This window comes from Streptomyces xiaopingdaonensis (assembly GCF_000262345.1).
GTDB lineage: Bacteria > Actinomycetota > Actinomycetes > Streptomycetales > Streptomycetaceae > Streptomyces > Streptomyces xiaopingdaonensis.
Genome location: NZ_AJTQ01000113.1, coordinates 1 through 18,296 on the forward strand (window position 1 = coordinate 1; position 18,296 = coordinate 18,296).

Here is an 18,296-nt window from a genome sequence, read left to right on the forward strand (position 1 = left end):
GCGGGATGTCCGGGCGGCCGGTCGAAGACGGTGCGGTGGTCGGTTGCTCCCGGCGGCCCGGCTGACGGGCGGTGCTCGCCGAGCGCGGCGCGTGGCCGCGCGCGGTGGTTGCAATGCGCGAACTCGGCGAGTGCGGTGCGGGAGCCCTGCACTCTCAGGGCTCCCGAGCGAGCGGCCGCGCGTGGCGCCAGCGTGCGAAGCCGCACCGTGCGGCGGTGGTACATCACGGGCAGGACGCAGGGATCGACGAGGACCGCACCTTCCGGCTCGACCGCATCGCCTCCACGCGAACCTTGCCCGACCCCTTCGAGGCGCCCGCGGGCCCCGGCTCGACGCAGTGCGTGTTGCAAGGCCTTCGCCACGGTTGAGGGGTGGGGGTGTTGTTGTCGTGCGGCACGGCTGACGGGGGTGCGTGGGCGGTAAGTTGAGGGGGCGAATGTGTGCGGGTCGGGGTGTGTGGCTGAGTGGGGCTTGGTGATCTGTTGGGAACGGGTGCGAGGTGAAGCAGATTTCGGTTACTCGCTCGTAGGGGTGCAGGTCGGGAAGTGTGGTCCCCGCGCACGCGGGGGTGGTCCCGGCACGCCGCCCGGCAAGTGGGAGCGCCGCGGGTGGTCCCCGCGCACGCGGGGGTGGTCCCTGCCTCCAGCAGATCCATGCCGCGGCGCACCTCGTGGTCCCCGCGCACGCGGGGGTGGTCCCAGGCTGCCACTGAGTGGTGTGGCTGGTCGGGTGTGGTCCCCGCGCACGCGGGGGTGGTCCCCTGTGCGCACACGGCGTCGGCGAGTGCCTGCCGTGGTCCCCGCGCACGCGGGGGTGGTCCGTCGGCACGCCGCGAGGCGGACCTGCGCGCGAAGTGGTCCCCGCGCAGGCGGGGATGGTCCTACGGCCGTTGGCCTCGACGCGCATCGAGGTGAGTGGTCCCAGCGCGCAGGGCCGGTCCAACTCCCGTAGGAAACCGAGCAAAAAGGCGCCCTCGAACCCGCTGTCCCTCCCCCGTCGAACCGTCAACCCCGGCCGTTCACTTGACGCAATACGGCCGACAGTCCGAGTACCCAGGTGGACGCACCGCGTGCCCGGTACACGTCGTTCGGGAGGCTCTCGGACTGGCAGGAGCCGGGTGGTTCGCAGGCCGCGTGAGGGAACGTCGTCCTCCGCTTTCTGCGGCGCTCACCTGGGCAGTCTCCCGCCGTCGGCGCCCCGTGCGGGAAGCGCGGCTGGCACGATGGAGCGGTGCAGTACACCTTTCGCGTCCTGGGGAGTACCAGGGTTCATCGCCCCGACGGCACCGAGTTGCCGCTCGGTGGTGCGCGGCTGCGTGCGCTGCTCACCGTGCTCGCGGTGGCGGGCGGGCGTGCGGTGCGTACGGGGGAGCTCGTGGCGGAGGTCTGGGGCGCGGGGGAGGACCCGCCCGCCGATGCTCCGGCCGCGGTGCAGGCGCTCGTCGGACGGCTGCGGCGGGTGCTGGGGCTGGAGGTGGTCGTGCGCGAGGCGGGCGGGTACCGGCTGGCGGCCGACCGGGACGACGTCGACCTCCACCGCTTCGAGCGCCTCGCGGCGGAGGGCGCCGGTGCCCTGAAGGACGGCGACCCGGAGAAGGCCGGCGGCCTCCTCGCCGACGCGCTGGCGCTGTGGGGCGGCGAACCGCTCGTCGACCTCCCCGGCGGCAGCTCTTCGTCGGAAGCCCGGGCCGCCCGTACCCGTCTCCTCGTGGCCAGACGGCACCTCCTGGAGGCCGAACTAGCCCTCGGACGCGCGGAGTCGGCCCTCCCGGCAGCCCGCGAACTCGCCACCGACCACCCGCTCGACGAACCCGTGCAGGCCCTCCACCTCCGCGCCCTGCGGGACGCCGGCCGTCAGGCCGAGGCCCTCGCCGCATACGAGGCGATCCGCACCGTGTTCGTCGAGCGGCTGGGGGCCGACCCGGGGCCCGAACTCCGCGCTCTCCACGCCGAGTTGCTCCGCCACCCGGCCGGCGCGATCGAGTCGTCCGACGTGGGCGACCGCGCTGCCGACGCAAGTCAGCCGCCGCATGGGAGCGGCCGCCCTGCCGGTGCGAGCCGATCGCCGGACGGCGAGGGTCGCTCCGTCGGCCGGGTCAGCCGTCCCGGCCCGCCCCACGGACCGTCGCACAACGGGAACCGCCTCGCTGACGCGAGTGAGCCGCCGCGCATGAAGGACTGCCCCGCCGACGCGAGCGAGCCGCCGCGCGCGAACGGCCGCCCCGTCGACGCAAGTCAACCGCCGCCCGTCCACGCCGACCCTGCCGGCACCAGCCGTCCGGGAACGGCGAACTCTCCCTCGGGCGACGGCAGCCACACCACCGACGCGAGCCACCCACCCGCGCACACCCACCTGACCGACGCAGGCAACCGCCACGAGCCCGAGAGCACACCGCAGGGCGCCCCCCGGCGCCCCGTCGACGCGAGTGAGCCCCCGAGCCGTCGTGCGGGGCTCTCCGGGCCCGCCGCTCTTCGTGTTGCGAGGCGGTCGGGCAATCTTCGCGCACGGCTCACCTCGTTCGTGGGACGCGAGGAGGAAGTGGCCGCGTTGGGGCGGGAGTTGGCCACTGCGCGGCTCGTCACGCTCACGGGGCCAGGTGGAGCGGGGAAGACGCGGCTCTCGCAGGAGGCGGCGGAGTCGGTCTGCCCGGAGGCGGTCCCGGCGGGTGCGGGTGGCCCGGCGGCGACGGCGGACGACGCCCGGTGGCCCGACGGCGTCTGGGTCGCCGAGCTCGCTCCGGTGCGCGAGGCCGCGACCGTCCCCGAGGCGGTGCTCACCGCGCTCGGGGGACGTGAGACGCAGATCCGCGGGAGTGTCGCGGCGGAGGGACTGCGGGCTGCGGAGCAGGCGACCGACGCGCTCACGCAGCTCGCCGAGCGGTGCGCGCCGCGGACCATGCTGCTCGTCCTCGACAACTGCGAGCATGTGATCGACGCGGCAGCCGGGTTGGTGGAGCGGCTGCTCGTCGAGTGCCCGGGCGTGACCGTCCTGGCGACGAGCAGGGAGCCGCTGGGCGTACCGGGCGAGGTGGTACGCCCGCTGCTGCCGCTTCCGGACGCGTCGGCGCTGCGTCTCCTCGCCGATCGCGGCGCCGCGGCGCGTCCGGGCTTCGACCTCGCCGAGGATCCCGAGGCGTGCGCGGAGATCTGCCGCCGCCTCGACGGCCTGCCGCTCGCGATCGAACTCGCCGCCGCACGGCTGCGCTCGCTCGCACCCCGCCAGCTCGCCGACCGGCTCGACGACCGCTTCCGCCTCCTCACCAGCGGCAGCCGCACCGTGCTGCCCCGGCAGCAGACGCTGCGCGCCGTCGTCGACTGGTCGTGGGAGCTCCTCGCCGAGGAGGAACGCGCAGTCCTGCGGCGGCTCTCGGTCTTCTCCGGCGGAAGCACGCTCGCCCGCGCCGAGGAGGTGTGCGGGGGAGCGGGCGCGTACGACGTCGACTCGGCCGACGTGCCGGCGCTGCTCGCCTCGCTCGTCGACAAGTCCCTGGTCATCCCCGAACTCGCCGCAGGCGACCACGAGACGCGGTACCGGCTCCTGGAGACCGTCGGCGAGTACGCCGCCGAGCGGCTCGACGAGGCGGGTGAGCGCGCCGCCACCGAGCGCCGGCACCTCGTCGCGTTCCGGGAAGCGGCGCGGGCGGCCGATCGACTGCTGCGGGGGCCGCAACAGCGGCGTGCGCTGGACGAGTTGGAGAGCGACCACGACAACGTGCGGACGGCGCTCGCCCGCGCCGTCCGCGCCGGGGACGAGGAGGAGGCGCTCTGCCTCACCTTGTCGATGACCTGGTTCTGGCGGCTGCGCAACCACTCGACCGACGCCTTCGCCTGGGCCCGCGCGACGGCTGACCTCGGCCCCGACCCGTTCGCCGCGCCCGTCGTTCCCGCCGAAGACGTGTCCGAGCCCGTCAACTCACCGCCGCCGCTCGGTCCGGAGCTGCTGCGGGAGGCTCGCCGCGCCGTCCGGCTGATGACCCTCGCCGACGAGGACGCGCCCTCCCGCGCCGAGACCCCCGAGTTCCGGGAGGTGCTCGCGCGCGTCGTCGCGACGTACGAGCCGGGACAGCCGCAGGTCTGCCGACTGCCCGGACTGACGTGGATCTTTGCGTGGGTGCTGACGGGGCGGGTCGCCGAGCTCTCCGCGGTCCTCGACGCCACGATCGAGCGGTGCCGGGAGTGGGGTGACGACTGGCATCTCGCCTTCGCCCTGCACATGCGGGCGAGGATGATCAACGAGCAGCCGGGAGGGACGGAGCAGGCGGTACGGGACTCCGAGGAGTGCCTCGCGCTCTTCGTCGCCGAGGGGGACGCCTGGGGTGTGGCCGAGGCCCGCTCGGGCCGCGGTGAGGTGCGCAACCTCCGCGGTGAGTACGTCGCGGCGGTCGAGGACTTTCGTGCGGCGATGGAGTGCGCGGAGCGCCTCGGCATCGAGGGTCAACTCCCCGTCTTCCGCTCGCGGTTGGGCGCCGCGCTGATCGAGACGGGCGATCCGGACGACGCGGCAGAGGGCGCGGCCCTGCTCTGCGACGCCTTGGACGAAAGCAGCAGGTCGCACGGCGACGACTGGCACTTCATCGGCGTGCAGTACGCGATCTATCTGCTCCGCTTCGGTCCTGTGGAGGAGGCCGTTGCACTGCTGACGAGGATGGAGGAAGAGCTGCGCTGCCGACCTCCCGCTGTCTTCCGCGGCATGGTGCAGACCCTGCTCGCCTGGGGCTACGCCGCGTCGGGCCAGCACGCGCGGGCTCTCGTGACGCTGCGGGACGCGCTGCCGAGCATCCGCGGCGCCCTCGCCGAGCTCATCAGTCCCACCCTCGGCGCCAACCAGCTCCCCGTCGCCGCCTGGTCGCACGCAGCGCTCGGTGACCCGGAACTCGCCGCCCGCCTCCTCGGCGCCTACGCCCAGGGGCTCCCCGGGCTCCTCCACCTGCCGGCGCCCTCCGAGCCCGGCAGGGAAGCGGTACGGCGCACCGCCGAGGCCACGGCCCGGAAGGCCCTGCGCGCCGCGATGGGCCACGAGGAGGGCGACGCCGCCTTCGAGGCGGCGTTCGTGCAGGGGCGGGAGCTGAGCGTCGAGGAGGCGGCGGAGCTCATCTGAGACCCGTCGCCCCCTTCCCTGCCCTGGTCAACTTCTCCTGGGCTCCCTACCGTTGCAGGTGCGGGCAGCAGTCCGGCACGGCCGTGCACCGACTTCGCCCCGCCCGGACCCCCGCCGTCCGACGGTGCGAGCCCCGGAGCGAAGGTGCCGCGCCGGGGGCCGAGCCCGTCAGACCTTCTTGCGGAACTTCGAGATCGCCAACGGCGCCGTGACGATCGTCAGGCCGACCGACCAGACGATCGTCCAGAGGACGGGCGAGCCGACCGCGCCCTGTCCGAGCACCAGCCCCCGGGAGGCGTCCGCGAGTTGGGTGAGTGGGTTGACGTCGGTGAACGACTCCAGCCAGCCGGGCATCGTCTCCGTCGGCACGAAGATCGAGGAGCCGAACTGGAGCGGCATCAGCACCAGGAAGGAGACACCCTGGACCGCCTGGGCCGTCCGCACGGTGAGCCCCAGGAGCATGAAGATCCACAGCAGCGACGCACCGAAGAGCACGGTGAGTCCGATCCCGCCGAGCAGCCCGAGCCACCGCCCCTCCACGTCGAAGCCGACGAGGAAACCGACGACGAGGAGCACCACGATGGAGATGAGCATCCTGGCTATCTCCACCATGATCTTGGCGAGGAGCACCGAGGAGCGGGCGATCGGCATGGAGCGAAAGCGGTCCATGACGCCCTTGCGGAAGTCCTCGTTGATGCCGGTGCCGACCGCCATGGCGATGTTCATGCTCATCATCGCCATCATGCCGGGGACCAGGTAGTTGGTGTAGCCGTCCCGGTCGCCGCCGGCTCCGATGGCTCCGCCGAAGACGTAGACGAAGAGCAGGGTGAAGATGATGGGCATCAGGAGCACGTCCATCATCGACTCCGGGTCCTGCTTGATCTGCAGGGCGTTCCGCCGGACGAGGGCGCCGATGTGCCGGAGGTTGGCGCGGAGTCCGATCCGGCCGTCGTCCGTGGGAGACGGGGGAGTCTGGCGCGGCACGGGCACCGGCTCCTTCGGCTCCGTCTGGGTCTGTACTGTCTCGGTGCTCATGCGGCGACCTCCTCGGGCGCGGACTCCTGGTGCGTGGCCTTCTGGCCGGTGAGCGCGAGGAACACCTCGTCCAGGCTGGGCAGATGGGTGCCGAGGTCGGTGAGCGCGAAGCCGCGCGCGCCGAGGAGCGCGACGACCTCGGTGAGTTGCTCGTCGCTGAGGATGGGGACGCTGACGCTGCCGGCCTCCTCGTCGGCCGAGGCGCCGCCTACGCCGTCCAACTGGGCCTCGGCCAGCGCGCCGACGATGCGGTGGAGGTCGCCGCGGTCGGTGGGGCGGATCTCCATGGTGCGGCCGCCGACCTTCGCCTTCAGCTCGGGCACCCGGCCCTCCGCGATCACCTTGCCGCGGTCGATCACCGTGAGTTCGTCGGCGAGTTGCTCGGCCTCCTCCATGTACTGGGTGGTGAGGAGGACGGTGTTGCCCTCGGCGACGATCGACTGCACCTCTTCCCAGACCTCGTTGCGGGTGCGGGGGTCGAGTCCCGTGGTCGGCTCGTCGAGGTAGAGGACACGGGGGCGGCCGATCATCGAGGCGGCGAGGTCGAGCCTGCGGCGCATGCCGCCCGAATACTTGCTGGCGGGGCGCTTGGCCGCCTCGGTGAGCGAGAACCGCTCCAGCAGTTCGTCGGCGCGCTGCCGGGCCTCCGTGCGAGGGAGGTCGAGGAGCCGGCCGATCATGTAGAGGTTCTCGCGGCCCGAGAGCTTCTCGTCGACGGAGGCGTACTGGCCGGTGAGGCCGATGGTGCGGCGGAGCTGGCGGGGCTGGCGCACCACGTCGTAACCGGCGACGGTGGCCGTGCCCGCGTCGGGCTGGAGGAGGGTCGAGAGCATGCGGACCAGGGTGGTCTTGCCCGCTCCGTTGGGGCCAAGGACGCCCAGGACGGTGCCCTCGTCGACGTCCAGGTCGATGCCGTCGACCGCTTTGGTTTCCCCGAAGTGTTTGACCAGGCCGCGTACTTCGACGGCGTGGGAGCCGCGGCCCGGTCCGGTGGTGTGCTGTCGCGTCATGCCATCAAAGATGTCAGCGACCACCGACAGACGACCGACAGTTCACCTACAGGCGTAGAGCGGCCCTGTCGGTCGGCTGTCGGTCACTCGTCGACGGCCTGTCGGCTGCCGTGCCTACGAGAAGCTGTGCTCGGCCGCGGGAAAGACCCCACCAGCGACGTCGGCCCCGTAGTCCCTCGCCGCCTGCCCCAGGACGTCCCGAAGCTGCGCGTACTGCTTGGTGAACCGCGGGACCCGCCCGCCGGTGAGGCCGGCCATGTCCGTCCAGACGAGCACCTGCGCGTCGCAGTCGGGGCCCGCGCCGATGCCGACGGTGGGGATGTGCAGGGAGCGCGTCGCCTCGCCCGCGACCTCGGCGGGGACCATCTCCAGCACCACGGCGAAGGCACCCGCGTCCTGCACGGCCTTGGCGTCCCGAAGGAGCCGCTGCGCCGCCTCCTCCCCGCGGCCCTGCACGCGGTAGCCCATCGCGTGGACCGACTGCGGGGTGAGCCCGATGTGCGCCATCACCGGAATCCCGGAGTCCACCAGCAGCGCCACCTGCTCGGCCGAGCGCTCCCCGCCCTCCAGCTTCACCGCGCCGACGCCGGCTTCCTTCACCAGCCGCGTGGCGTTCCGCAGCGCCTGCACCGAGCCCTCCTGGTAGGCGCCGAACGGCAGGTCGGCCACGACGAGTGCGCGCTGCGTCCCGCGTACGACGGCGGCGGAGAGCATCGCGATCTCGTCCATCGTGACGGGCACGGTGGTCTCGTAGCCGAGGTGGCAGTTGCCCATCGAGTCGCCGACGAGCAGCACGGGGATGCCGGCCTCGTCGAAGACGGAGGCGGTCATCGCGTCGTAGGCGGTGAGCATCGGCCACTTCTCGCCGCGCTCCTTGGCGACGGCGACGTCGCGCACGGTGTTGCGGCGGCTGCGGGTGCCGCCGTAGAGCGCGGGGCGCTCACGCGAAGGGGGTGCGGAGGCAGAGGTGTGCTGTGGGTGCGTCATGACGCCGGCTCCTGTGTTGTCGTCTCGAGGCGCCCTGACGGCGTCCCCGGATGCGGCCCGCGCCCGGCGGCGGAGGAGCCTCGGGTGCCTGTGCCAGCCGTCCGCCTGCCGCCCCCGGTGGGGCTGCGGTACGGCGATGCACCGTCGGCGGCCCCTTCGGAGCCGAGGTCGGCCGATGCCATGCTGACACGCGCCGGGCCCGGACGGAAGTCCGGTGCGGCGGCCGCCGGACCCCTCGGAGATGCGTGTTCCGTCACGGCGGAGGAAGATCGCGCGGGAAGCGGAACCTCACGGCCGTGCGGTACGTCGTTCACGGTGTATGCCGATCCAGGCGTACGGGAACGTTGGGGCGAACCGGGGGAAGGCGACCGTGTCGACGGCCCCGCACCGCATCAGAGGAGTCCGGAGCATCCCGGTTCGCCGGGGCGTTCCGTGTGCGGCGATGGTTTCCGTTTCGCCCTGGTTCGGCGATGATCGGCAGACGTGAACAGGCAGGCGAGGACGGCGGATGGCACGTGCGTACATGGTCCGGGCAGGCGGCGAGGCCGGCCGGTCGGACTCGAGCGGCGGCGGACGCATGAACCGGCTGCGGGACAGGTGGCGCAGCCCGGGGATCTGGCGGCGCGGTCTGGTGCCCGCGGCGGTCGCCGTGCTCCTCGCGCTCGCCTTCTTCTGGCACGCACGCATCCCCAACTCCATCGGCAACCTCGGCTCGCTGTGGGAGACGTTCCTGCCGTGGGGCGGCCTCCTCGTGCCCGTGCTCTTCGTCTGGGCCCTGCTGCGGCGCTCGGCGACCGCGCTCGCGGCGCTCGTCCTCCCCGTCGTCGCCTGGCTCGGGCTCTTCGGCGGCCTCGTCGGGGGAGGTTCGGGCACGGGAGGGGACGTCACGGTGGCGACGCACAACGTCGATGCGGAGAACCCCGACCCCGCGGGGACCGTACGCGGCCTCGCCGCCTCCGGTGCCGACATCGTCGCGCTGGAGGAGGTGTCGGCTGCCCGTGCCGACGCGTACGAGGAGGGGTTGCGCAGCGCCTACCCGCACCACAAGCTCGTCGGCACCGTCGGTCTGTGGAGCAAGTACCGGATGACGGACGTCCGCGAGGTCGACATCCGGATGGGTTGGCCGCGGGCGCTCCGCGCCACCGTCCACGCGCCGCAGGGCGAGCTCGCCGTCTACGTGGCCCATCTCCCCTCGGTGCGCGTCGAGTTCAGGTCCGGGTTCACGGCGGGGCAGCGGGACGGCAGCGTCAGGGCGCTCGGCAGGGCGATCTCCCACGAGAAGGCGGACCGGGTCGTCCTCCTCGGCGACCTCAACGGCACGATGAACGACCGCTCGCTCGCCCCCATCACCTCGCAGATGCGCTCGGCGCAGGGCGCAGCGGGCGACGGGTTCGGCTTCAGCTGGCCCGCCGCTTTCCCGATGGCGAGGATCGACCAGATCATGGTCAAGGGCGTCGAGCCCGAGTCCGCGTGGACCCTCGACAGGGCGGGGAGCGACCACCTGCCGATCGCCGCGAGCATCACCCTCTGACGGCGCCGACGCGCCCGCTCAGCCCAGGAGTTGGTCGATGCCGGACTTGAGCTCCTGCGGTGTCCTGCCCTGCTCCCGCACGAGGTGGTGGACGAGCGAGGGGGCGAGCGGGGCGAGGAGCAGGTGGGCGAGGAGCGGCGCGTCGCCGTCCGGGCGCACCTCGGCGAGGAGCGCGGCGACGTGCGTGTGCATCGTGCGGTACGGGGCGCCGGCGTAGCGCGCACCGGGTGAGGCGGCCTCGGCGGCGAGCAGCAGCGGTTGCTGCTCGACGGTGTGGTCGGCGACGGCGTGGAGGAACGCACGGAGCCGCTCCTCGGGGGGAGCGTCGGGGCCGAGCGGGGGCGGGCCGTTGAGGAACGCCTCCTGCAACTGCCGCTCCCGCTCGTCGAGGAGTGCGAGCAGCAACTGCGCGACGCTGCCGAACCGCCGGTAGACGGTGCCGACGCCGGTCCCGGTGGCGCGCGCGACGGCGTTCATGGTGACGGCGTCGGGGCCCTGTTCGGCGACGATGCGCGAGGCGGCGTCGAGGAGGCGGCGGCGGTTGCGCGCGGCGTCGGCGCGTTCGGTGGACCGGCCGTCGGCCTGGGGCAGTTCGCGGCGGGGGCCGCTGCCGGGCGCTGCCGGGCCGTCTCCCGCCACTGCCTTCCTCCTGTGCTGCTCGTCCGCCGCCGCGCGGGCCCCGCCCGCCGTGCCGCGGCGCCCGGGGAGCATAGCCGAGGAGGAGCCCTGCGCTCTGACGGACTCCGTCCCGCCACGTCGCCGCTTTCCTTCCGCTGTGATAACTACCGTGCATCGAGGGGGAGTTGGGCGCGAACGGCAGGACGCACGACGGCGCTTGCCAAAGCGGATGGCTATCCGCTTCAATGGTTGAAACGGAAACAACTTCCGTACCGTCCGCTCTGTCTCGTCACGGAGGATCGACATGGCCCCCAAGGTCGCCGTCATCTACTACTCGGCCACCGGAAACGTCCACCGGCTCGCCCAGGCCGTCGCCGAGGGCGCGGAGAAGGCCGGCGCCGAGGTGCGCCTGCGCCGGGTGCCCGAACTGGCGCCCGAGTCCGCGATCGACTCCAACCCCGACTGGCGCGCGCACATCGACGCCACCAAGGACATCGAGCTGGCGACCCTCGACGACCTGGAGTGGGCCGACGCCTACGCGTTCGGCACGCCCACGCGCTACGGCAACGTCACCGCGCAGCTCAAGCAGTTCCTCGACGGCACGGGCGGCATGTGGGGGCGGGGCGCCTTCGTCGACAAGCCGGTCACCGGGTTCGTCAGCGCGGCCAACAGGCACGGCGGCAACGAGTCGACGCTGCTCGCGCTCTACAACACCATGCACCACTGGGGCTCGCTCATCGTCTCGCCCGGCTACAGCGACCCGTTGATCTTCGCCGCCGGCGGCAACCCCTACGGCACCTCCCACCCGTCGGGCGCCGGCGCCCCCGAGGAGGAGACCCTCACCGCGGCCCGCTACCAGGGCCAGCGGCTCGCGACGATCACCGCGCGCCTCCTCGGCGACGCACCCGCCTGACGGCGCACGCGCCCGGGTCCGCACGCCGGACCCGGGCGCCGGTCAGCCCGCCGAACTCGCCCTTCCCCGCCACCTGTTCGTGATGGGCAGCCGGCGGTCCTTGCCGAACCCCTTCGAGGAGATCTTGGCACCCGGCGGGTACTGCCGCCGCTTGTACTCGGCGGCGTCGGTCATCCCCAGGACCTTCTCGACCACCCCGCGGTCGAAGCCGCGCGCGACGATCTCGGAGCGGTCCTCGTCGTGGTCGACGTAGAGCGCGAGGATGCGGTCGAGCACGTCGTAGTCGGGGAGCGTGTCGGTGTCCACCTGGCCCGGGCGCAGCTCGGCGCTGGGCGGCTTGGTCAGCGAGTTCTCCGGGATCGGCGGCGTCTGGCCCCGCTCGGCCGCGATCCGGTTCCGCCAGTGCGCGAGCGCGAAGACGGTGGTCTTGTAGACGTCCTTGATCGGTCCGTACGCGCCCACCGCGTCGCCGTACAGGGTCGAATACCCCACCGCCAGCTCGGACTTGTTGCCGGGCGCGAGGACGATGTGCCCCTCCTGGTTGGAGACGGCCATCAGCGCCGTGCCCCGCAGCCGCGCCTGGAGGTTCTCCTCCGCCGTGCCCGTGAGGCCGAGCGACTCCATGTACGCGTCGAACATCGGGCCGATCGGTACGGAGCGGTAGTGGAGCCCCGTGCGTTCGGCGAGGGCCGCGGCGTCGGAGCGGGAGTGCTCGGAGGAGTAGCGGGACGGCATGGAGATGCCGTGGACGTTCTCGGGGCCGACGGCGTCGCAGGCGAGCGCTGCCGTGAGCGCCGAGTCGATGCCGCCGGAGAGGCCGATGAGCACCGAGCGGAAGCCGTTCTTCGCAACGTAGGCGCGCAGCCCGACGACGAGCGCCGTGTAGATCTCCTCCTCCTCGTCGAGGCGCGGGGCCTGCGCGCCGACGACCTCGGGCTCGCGCGCGGGCAGCGGTTCGGCCGAGAGCGTGCGGTGCACGATCCGCAGCCCGTCGTCGACGGTGCCCGAGGGCGGCTCGGGCGCCGCGGCGGGGAGGTCGAGGTCGAGGACGACGCAGCCCTGCTCGAACTGCGGGGCCCTGGCGAGGACTTCGCCGTCGCGGTCGCAGACGAGGGAGTCGCCGTCGAAGACGAGCTCGTCCTGGCCGCCGATCATCGCGAGGTACGCGGTGGTGCAGCCCGCCTCCTGCGCGCGCTTGCGCACCAGCTCCAGGCGGGTGTCGTCCTTGTCCCGCTCGTACGGCGAGGCGTTGACGGAGAGCAGCAGCCCCGCGCCGGCCTCGCGGGCCGCCGGGACCCTGCCGCCTTCCTGCCAGAGGTCCTCGCAGATGGCGAGGGCCACGTCGACGCCGTGCACCCGGACCATCGGCAGCGTCTGGCCGGGAACGAAGTACCGGAACTCGTCGAAGACGCCGTAGTTGGGAAGGTGGTGCTTGGCGAAGGCGAGGACGGGCTCGCCGCGGTGGAGGACGGCGGCGGCGTTCTGCGGGGCGCCGACGGGCTGCCCGAGGCGGTAGGTGGTCTCCTCGCTGCGATCGAGGTAGCCGACGACGACGGGGGTCTCACCGAGGCCCTCCTCCGCGAGCCGCCTGGCGAGCGCGACGAGCGCGGAGCGGCTCGCCTCGACGAACGAGGCGCGCAGCGCGAGGTCCTCGACCGGGTAGCCGGTCAGCATCATCTCGGGGAACGCGACGAGGTGCGCCCCCTGCGCGACGGAGTGCCGGGTCCAGTGCAGCACCGACTCGGTGTTGCCTTCGAGGTCGCCGACGGTCGCGTCGATCTGGTTCAGGGCGAGTCGTAGTTGAGCCACGTCCTCCAGTGTAAGCGCCGGCCCTCCGCCTAATCGTCGGGCTGACGCGATCCCGGGCGCGGGTGGGGCACGCCGGTCGGGACGGCGCTCGGGCGCTCCCGACCGGCGTGCCGCGCGGGCTACTTGCGGTAGCCGAGGACGGTCATCATGCCGGCCTCACCGTGGTAGACGTTGTGGCAGTGGGCCATCCACAGCCCGGGGTTGTCCGCGTCGAAGTCGACGTCGAGCCGCCTGCCGGGGAGGACGATCGCCGTGTCCTTCCGCGGGCCGCCGCCCGTCAGCGCGAAGGTGTGGCCGTGCAGGTGCATGGGGTGCCACATGTGCGTCGCGTTGACGAAGGAGAGGCGGACGCGCTCGCCGGCCCGCAGCGGGTACCGGCGCTCCGGGTCGTAGGTCTCGCCGTTGAGCGACCAGTCGTACTGCGCCATCGAGCCCGTGAGCCGCAGCGTCAGCCGGCGGTCGGGCGCCTTGCTCGGCAGCGCGGCCTCGTCGGCGGCGCGCAGCCCCTCGGCCGTGACCGGCCGCTTCGCCAGCTCCGCCGGACGCGCCTTCGCCGACGGCCGCGCCCCGCCTCCGGTGCGCAGGACGCCGAGCGCCGAGCGCCCCTTGCCCTCCGCGAGCGCGGTGAGCGGGAAGGCGCCGTCGCCGGCCGTGACGAGGACGTCGTACCGCTCGCCCATGCCGAGCAGCAGCGATTCGGCCCTGCGGTGGCGCACGGGGAAGCCGTCGGTGTGGGTGACGGTCATCGTGTGCCCGCCGAGGGCGACGCGGAAGGCCGTGTCGCCGCCCGCGTTGACGAGGCGGATGCGGATGCGCTCGCCCGGCCTCGCGCGCATCGTCGAAGGGGCGTCCGGCAGGCGGCCGTTGAGGAGGTGGTGGGGGTGGGCGACGTCGCCCGCGTCGCCGCCGAGGAGCTTGCTCTCGGCGCCCATCGCCGCACGGGACGGGGGCGCGCCGCCGTCGCCCGAGCCGGACATGGTGTGGCCGCCGCGGCCTCCCGAGTGGTCCATGCCGTCGCCGAGTTCCTCGAGGACGGCCTCGGGGGTGGAGCCGTCGACGCCGTCGAGCCAGTCGTCGAGGACGACGGTCCACTCGCGGTCGTAGGAGAGCGGCTCGTCGGGGTCCTCGACGATCAACGGCGCGTAGAGGCCGCGGTCCTGCTGCACGCCGGTGTGCGGGTGGAACCAGTAGGTGCCCGGGTGCGGGACGGTGAAGCGGTAGGTGAACGCGGCGCCGGCGCGGACGGCGGGCTGCGTCAGTCTCGGGACGCCGTCCATGTCGTTGCGGAGGGCGAGTCCGTGCCAGTGGAGTGAGGTCGGCTCGGGGAGGTGGTTGGCGAGGGTGAGCGCGAGGGTGCTCCCCGCGGTGAGGCGCACCTCCCTGCCCGGGAGTTCGCCGCCGTACGTCCAGGTGTCGACGGTGGTGCCGCCGAGGTCGACTCGGTCGCGGGCCGCGGTGAGCCGGACCTTCTCGACGGTCTCGGCGGCGCGGCCCGCCCGCTTCGCCTCCGCCGCGCGCACCTCGGGCCCGTCGGGCGCGACGAACCCGCCGTCGTCGTGCACCGGTTGGGCGCTCCGGTCGGCGTGCTGCGTGCGGCCGTCGCCGCCCCCGCAGGCGGTGAGGAGGCCGCCGGCGGCGAGCGCCGTGCCGGCGCCGAGCAGCGTGCGGCGGGTGGGTGCGGGATCGTTGCTGTGCGGATTGCGCATGGTTGCGTACCTCGGTGTGGATGCCTGGGGCTCCAGGCGGTGGTCGGGTGACCGGGGACCGCACTGCTGCACGTTCGGACCGGCGGACTCCGGTCCGCTTCGGGACGTCCTCCTGCCGGACAGGCCTACGTCGACCGGCCTGGCGGCGAACGGAGTTCGGGCGCGGCGGCGGACCGCGCCCGGTCGCGAGCGGTGGTCGCGGCCGTGGGCGTGCGCCGTCGGCCGGCCGGGCGTGTGCGCGGCCGGTGCAGTGCGGTCGGGCGCTCCTATGTGCGCAGCACCGAGAGTTGGGCGAGGCGTATCGCGTGGGGCGGCGGTTCGGGAGGCGGCGGCGGGGCGCGTCCGGGGGTGACGAGGCACGCGGCCGCCGGGAGGCGGGGAGTGCGTCCCCTGGCGAGGGCGGCGCCCAGGAGGCCGGCCGCCGCGAGGGCGCCGAGCACCGCCAGGCAGACGGAGAGCGGGTCGGTGCCGCCGCCCTCGTCGTGCCCGCCGGGCGCCGACAGGTGGGCGGGCGGGGCGAGTCGGGTGTCCGCGGGCGTGCCGTCCCGCTCGGCGGGCGCGTGCTGAGCGGTGGTGGAGGTGTGCTGGACGGCCGCCGTGCGGTGCGCCTCGCCGTCGCCCGACGGGTGGCCGAGGGTGTGCATGAGCGCGATGCCGAGGACGAGCGCGGCGAAGAGCAGCAGCCGTCCGCAGTGGCCGGCTGCCGGGCCGTGCCGCTCCTGCGCGTTCCTCGTCCTCATGGTCCACCTGCTGCTAGTGCGCCCGGCGTCTTGCGGAGGGAAGGCCGCGCCGGGCCGTCCAGCGTATCCGTGCCCGTGCGTGCGCGTACGACGGGGCCGGTGGCGTTCCGGCGCGGGGGCTGTGCTGCGGGAGGCGCGTCTCCTGCCTGTGCGAACCCCGGCGCGCGCCGGGCCGGCCGCGCCCCGACTCCCTTTTCCCGTAAGGCGATTCGCCCGGTGCCGCCCGTCTTGCGTGACTCTGTTCCCTGACTGGCGAGCTTGTGACATTGACGCGAACTCGCCACTTGCCGAGGATGCGGCCTATGTTGGATGCCCTCGATCTCGACCCCCTCCAGCAGCAGGTGTACGAGGCGCTGGTGGACGGCGCCGCCACCGTCGCCGAGATGCGCGCCACCCTCGATCTGGGGGCGGCCGAGTGCCGGGACGCGCTGGTGTCCCTGGAGAAACGCAGCCTCGTGGGGCGGTTCCCGGCCGAACGCGGGGGCGAGGAGCGGTTCTTGCCCGTCGCGCCCGAGGCCGCTTTCGAGTCGACGCTGCTCGCGCGGGAGGAGGAGATCCATCGCGCGCGGCGCCACATCCAGCAGCTCGCCGCCAGGTTCAGAGCCAACGGTGCAGGTCGTGACCCTGCCGACCTCGTGGAGATCGTCACGGGCAGGGCGGCGGTGATCCGTCAGGTCGACCAGTTGCAGCGGAGCGCGCGCCGGCAGATCCGCGGCATCGACCGCCCCCCGTACGCCAACAGCGACCCGGACCGCTTCGACCCGAAGACGGGGATGATGCCGGTACAGCAGCAGATGCTCCGCCGCGGCCTCGGCTACCGGGTGATCTACGACACGGACGGGCTCGCCACCTTCCACCGCCTCGACACCGACATCGAGGCCGCCGCCGAACTCGGCGAGGACGCACGGGTGATGGCGAAGGCGCCGATGAAGATCCTGATTGCGGACGACCGCAGGGCGCTGATTCCGCTCCGCGGTACGCCGCACGAGTTGGCGAGCAGCGTCCTCGTCCACTCTTCCGGGTTGCTGGAGGCGCTCTGCGAGTTCTTCGAGGTGCTCTGGGCCCGTGCCCAGCCGCTTTCGGCGTATCTCTCGGGTCGTCCGCACCGCGCCGTGGGCGGCCCCTCGTCGCAGGAGGCGAGGCTTCTCGCGCTGCTCACCACGGGGATGACGGACCAGGTGATGGCGCGTCACCTGGGGGTGAGCTACCGGACCTTCCAGCGCCGGCTGCATGCGCTGATGCAGCGTCTCGGCGTCTCGACGCGCTTTCAACTCGGTGCCAGGGCAGCGGAGTTGGGCTGGGTGGCCCAGCCGACCGGCGAACTGCTCGTAAACCAGGGGGAATGACCGGTTCGCCCGGAGTAAGGGGGGCCTTGTTCAGCTCGCGTCAATGCGCTTAGCTCTCCCTCGCGCTCCCCAGAGCGCACCCCCCACACGAGGAGGAACCCTCGCAATGGCAGTGACGCGCAAGAAGGTTGCCCTTGGCATCTCGGCCGCCGTGGCGGCAGCAGCCATCGGTACGGTCTCCGCTCTCCCGGCCACCGCGGCCCCCGCGGAGGGCAAGATCCTCGGCGCCAGCTCGTCGACGGCGATCGACGGCAGCTACATCGTCACCCTCAAGGAGAGTGCGGCGAAGGCTGCTTCGGCCGACGGCAAGTCCGTCGTCGCCGAGCACGGCGGCAAGGTGAGCAAGACCTTCAGCCACGCCCTCAACGGATACGCCGCGAGCATGTCCGAGCAGGAGGCGAAGGAGCTCGCCGCCGACCCGGCAGTCGACAAGGTCTTCGCCAACCAGAAGCACACGATGACGGCGTCGCAGGACAACCCGCCCTCCTGGGGTCTGGACCGCATCGACACGCCCGAACTCGACCTCGACGACACCTACAACTACCCGGACTCCGCGGGCGAGGGTGTCACGGCGTACATCATCGACACCGGTGTCCGCACCACCCACGAGGACTTCGGCGGGCGCGCCACCAGCGGCTACGACGCCGTCGACGGTGACGACGACGCCGACGACGGCAACGGCCACGGCACCCACGTGGCGAGCACCGTCGCCGGTGAGGCGCACGGCGTCGCCAAGAGCGCCGACGTCGTCGCCGTCCGCGTGCTCGACGACAACGGCTCGGGCACCACCGCCGGGGTCGTCGACGGCATCGACTGGGTCACCGAGAACGCCAGCGGCCCGGCCGTCGCCAACATGTCCCTCGGCGGCGGCGCCGACGAGGCCCTGGACGAGGCCGTCCAGAACTCGATCGACGCCGGCGTCACCTACGGTGTGGCCGCCGGTAACGAAGGCACCGACGCCGGGAACAGCTCGCCTGCCCGGGTGGAGGACGCGATCACGGTCGGCGCCACCGACGACACCGACGCGCAGGCTTCCTTCTCCAACTACGGGGAGATCCTGGACATCTACGCGCCCGGCGTCGACATCACCGGTGCCTGGAACGACAGCGACACCGGCACCGACACGATATCCGGCACCTCCATGGCGACCCCCCACGTCGTCGGTGCCGCCGCGCTCTACCTCGCAGGGCACACCGACGCCTCCCCGGCCGACGTGAGCTCCGCGCTCGTGGAGGGCGGCTCCGAGGGCGTCGTCGGCAACCCGGGCCCGGGTTCGCCGAACGTGCTCCTCAACGTCGTGGAGTGACGCACCACTTGTGAACCGGCGCGGCCCGCCGCGGTACGCGGCGGGACCCGAGGGCCCCGGACCTTCCCCCCTTCCCCGGCAGGGGAGTCCGGGCCCTCCCGGCGCCGGCTCGGCCTTCGGCCGACCAGCAGCACAGCCGCGGTCCGGTACCCCACATACCGGGCCGCGGCTGCTGTCTGTCCATGTTCCCAGCCCGCG

The 18,296-nt window shown here is 73.2% G+C and carries 12 protein-coding genes and 1 CRISPR repeat array; of the genes, 5 read left to right on the forward strand and 7 right to left on the reverse strand.

Annotation, left to right across the window (positions count from 1 at the left end; genetic code table 11):
- Positions 1–547 precede the first annotated feature (547 nt).
- Positions 548–882: a CRISPR direct-repeat array (repeat unit 29 nt; unit sequence GTGGTCCCCGCGCACGCGGGGGTGGTCCC).
- A gap of 408 nt (positions 883–1,290) precedes the next feature.
- Complete coding sequence (locus tag UWG_RS0108640) at positions 1,291–5,097, forward strand: AfsR/SARP family transcriptional regulator (RefSeq protein ID WP_016906802.1); 3,807 nt, start codon at positions 1,291–1,293, stop codon at positions 5,095–5,097.
- A gap of 168 nt (positions 5,098–5,265) precedes the next feature.
- Here UWG_RS0108640 and UWG_RS0108645 read toward each other — a convergent pair whose 3' ends face one another.
- The 3 genes from UWG_RS0108645 to panB form a co-directional block, all read right to left on the reverse strand.
- Positions 5,266–6,132: an ABC transporter permease gene (locus tag UWG_RS0108645; protein WP_016906803.1), complete on the reverse strand. Its 867-nt coding sequence runs from the start codon at positions 6,130–6,132 to the stop codon at positions 5,266–5,268.
- Positions 6,129–7,142 (reverse strand): ATP-binding cassette domain-containing protein, encoded by a 1,014-nt coding sequence (locus UWG_RS0108650; RefSeq protein ID WP_016906804.1) that lies wholly within the window; start codon positions 7,140–7,142, stop codon positions 6,129–6,131. The genes UWG_RS0108645 and UWG_RS0108650 overlap by 4 nt, the downstream gene beginning before the upstream one ends.
- 114 nt (positions 7,143–7,256) lie before the next feature.
- The gene (gene panB / locus UWG_RS0108655) at positions 7,257–8,129 is read right to left on the reverse strand and encodes a 3-methyl-2-oxobutanoate hydroxymethyltransferase (RefSeq protein ID WP_016906805.1); all 873 of its coding nucleotides are present in this window, start codon (positions 8,127–8,129) and stop codon (positions 7,257–7,259) included.
- Positions 8,130–8,706: 577 nt separating this feature from the next.
- Here panB and UWG_RS0108660 point away from each other — a divergent pair.
- Entirely contained in the window at positions 8,707–9,660 is a 954-nt protein-coding gene (locus UWG_RS0108660; protein WP_420235619.1) for an endonuclease/exonuclease/phosphatase family protein, read from the forward strand.
- 18 nt (positions 9,661–9,678) lie between these two features.
- Here UWG_RS0108660 and UWG_RS0108665 read toward each other — a convergent pair whose 3' ends face one another.
- Positions 9,679–10,299 carry a TetR/AcrR family transcriptional regulator gene (locus UWG_RS0108665; protein WP_106429939.1) on the reverse strand — a complete coding sequence of 207 codons (621 nt, stop codon included), beginning with the start codon at positions 10,297–10,299 and terminating at the stop codon, positions 9,679–9,681.
- Positions 10,300–10,582: 283 nt separating this feature from the next.
- On the opposite strand from UWG_RS0108665, the gene wrbA reads away from it, so the two are divergent.
- The gene (wrbA, locus tag UWG_RS0108670) at positions 10,583–11,191 is read left to right on the forward strand and encodes an NAD(P)H:quinone oxidoreductase (RefSeq protein ID WP_016906808.1); all 609 of its coding nucleotides are present in this window, start codon (positions 10,583–10,585) and stop codon (positions 11,189–11,191) included.
- 42 nt (positions 11,192–11,233) lie between these two features.
- On the opposite strand, the gene UWG_RS0108675 is transcribed toward wrbA, so the two are convergent.
- The 3 genes from UWG_RS0108675 to UWG_RS0108685 all read right to left on the reverse strand — a co-directional run bounded on the left by UWG_RS0108675 (position 11,234) and on the right by UWG_RS0108685 (position 15,446).
- Complete coding sequence (locus UWG_RS0108675) at positions 11,234–13,000, reverse strand: NAD+ synthase (RefSeq protein ID WP_016906809.1); 1,767 nt, start codon at positions 12,998–13,000, stop codon at positions 11,234–11,236.
- A gap of 119 nt (positions 13,001–13,119) precedes the next feature.
- A complete protein-coding gene (locus tag UWG_RS0108680) occupies positions 13,120–14,706 on the reverse strand; it encodes a multicopper oxidase family protein (RefSeq protein ID WP_016906810.1) in 1,587 nt (528 codons plus the stop codon).
- A gap of 266 nt (positions 14,707–14,972) precedes the next feature.
- Positions 14,973–15,446: a DUF6153 family protein gene (locus UWG_RS0108685; protein ID WP_016906811.1), complete on the reverse strand. Its 474-nt coding sequence runs from the start codon at positions 15,444–15,446 to the stop codon at positions 14,973–14,975.
- 302 nt (positions 15,447–15,748) lie between these two features.
- Here UWG_RS0108685 and UWG_RS0108690 point away from each other — a divergent pair, with 302 nt between their 5' ends.
- Positions 15,749–16,792: a LuxR C-terminal-related transcriptional regulator gene (locus UWG_RS0108690; RefSeq protein ID WP_016906812.1), complete on the forward strand. Its 1,044-nt coding sequence runs from the start codon at positions 15,749–15,751 to the stop codon at positions 16,790–16,792.
- Between the two features lie 106 nt (positions 16,793–16,898).
- Positions 16,899–18,098, forward strand: a complete 1,200-nt coding sequence (locus UWG_RS0108695) for a S8 family peptidase (protein WP_016906813.1) — start codon at positions 16,899–16,901, stop codon at positions 18,096–18,098.
- Positions 18,099–18,296: the final 198 nt, after the last annotated feature.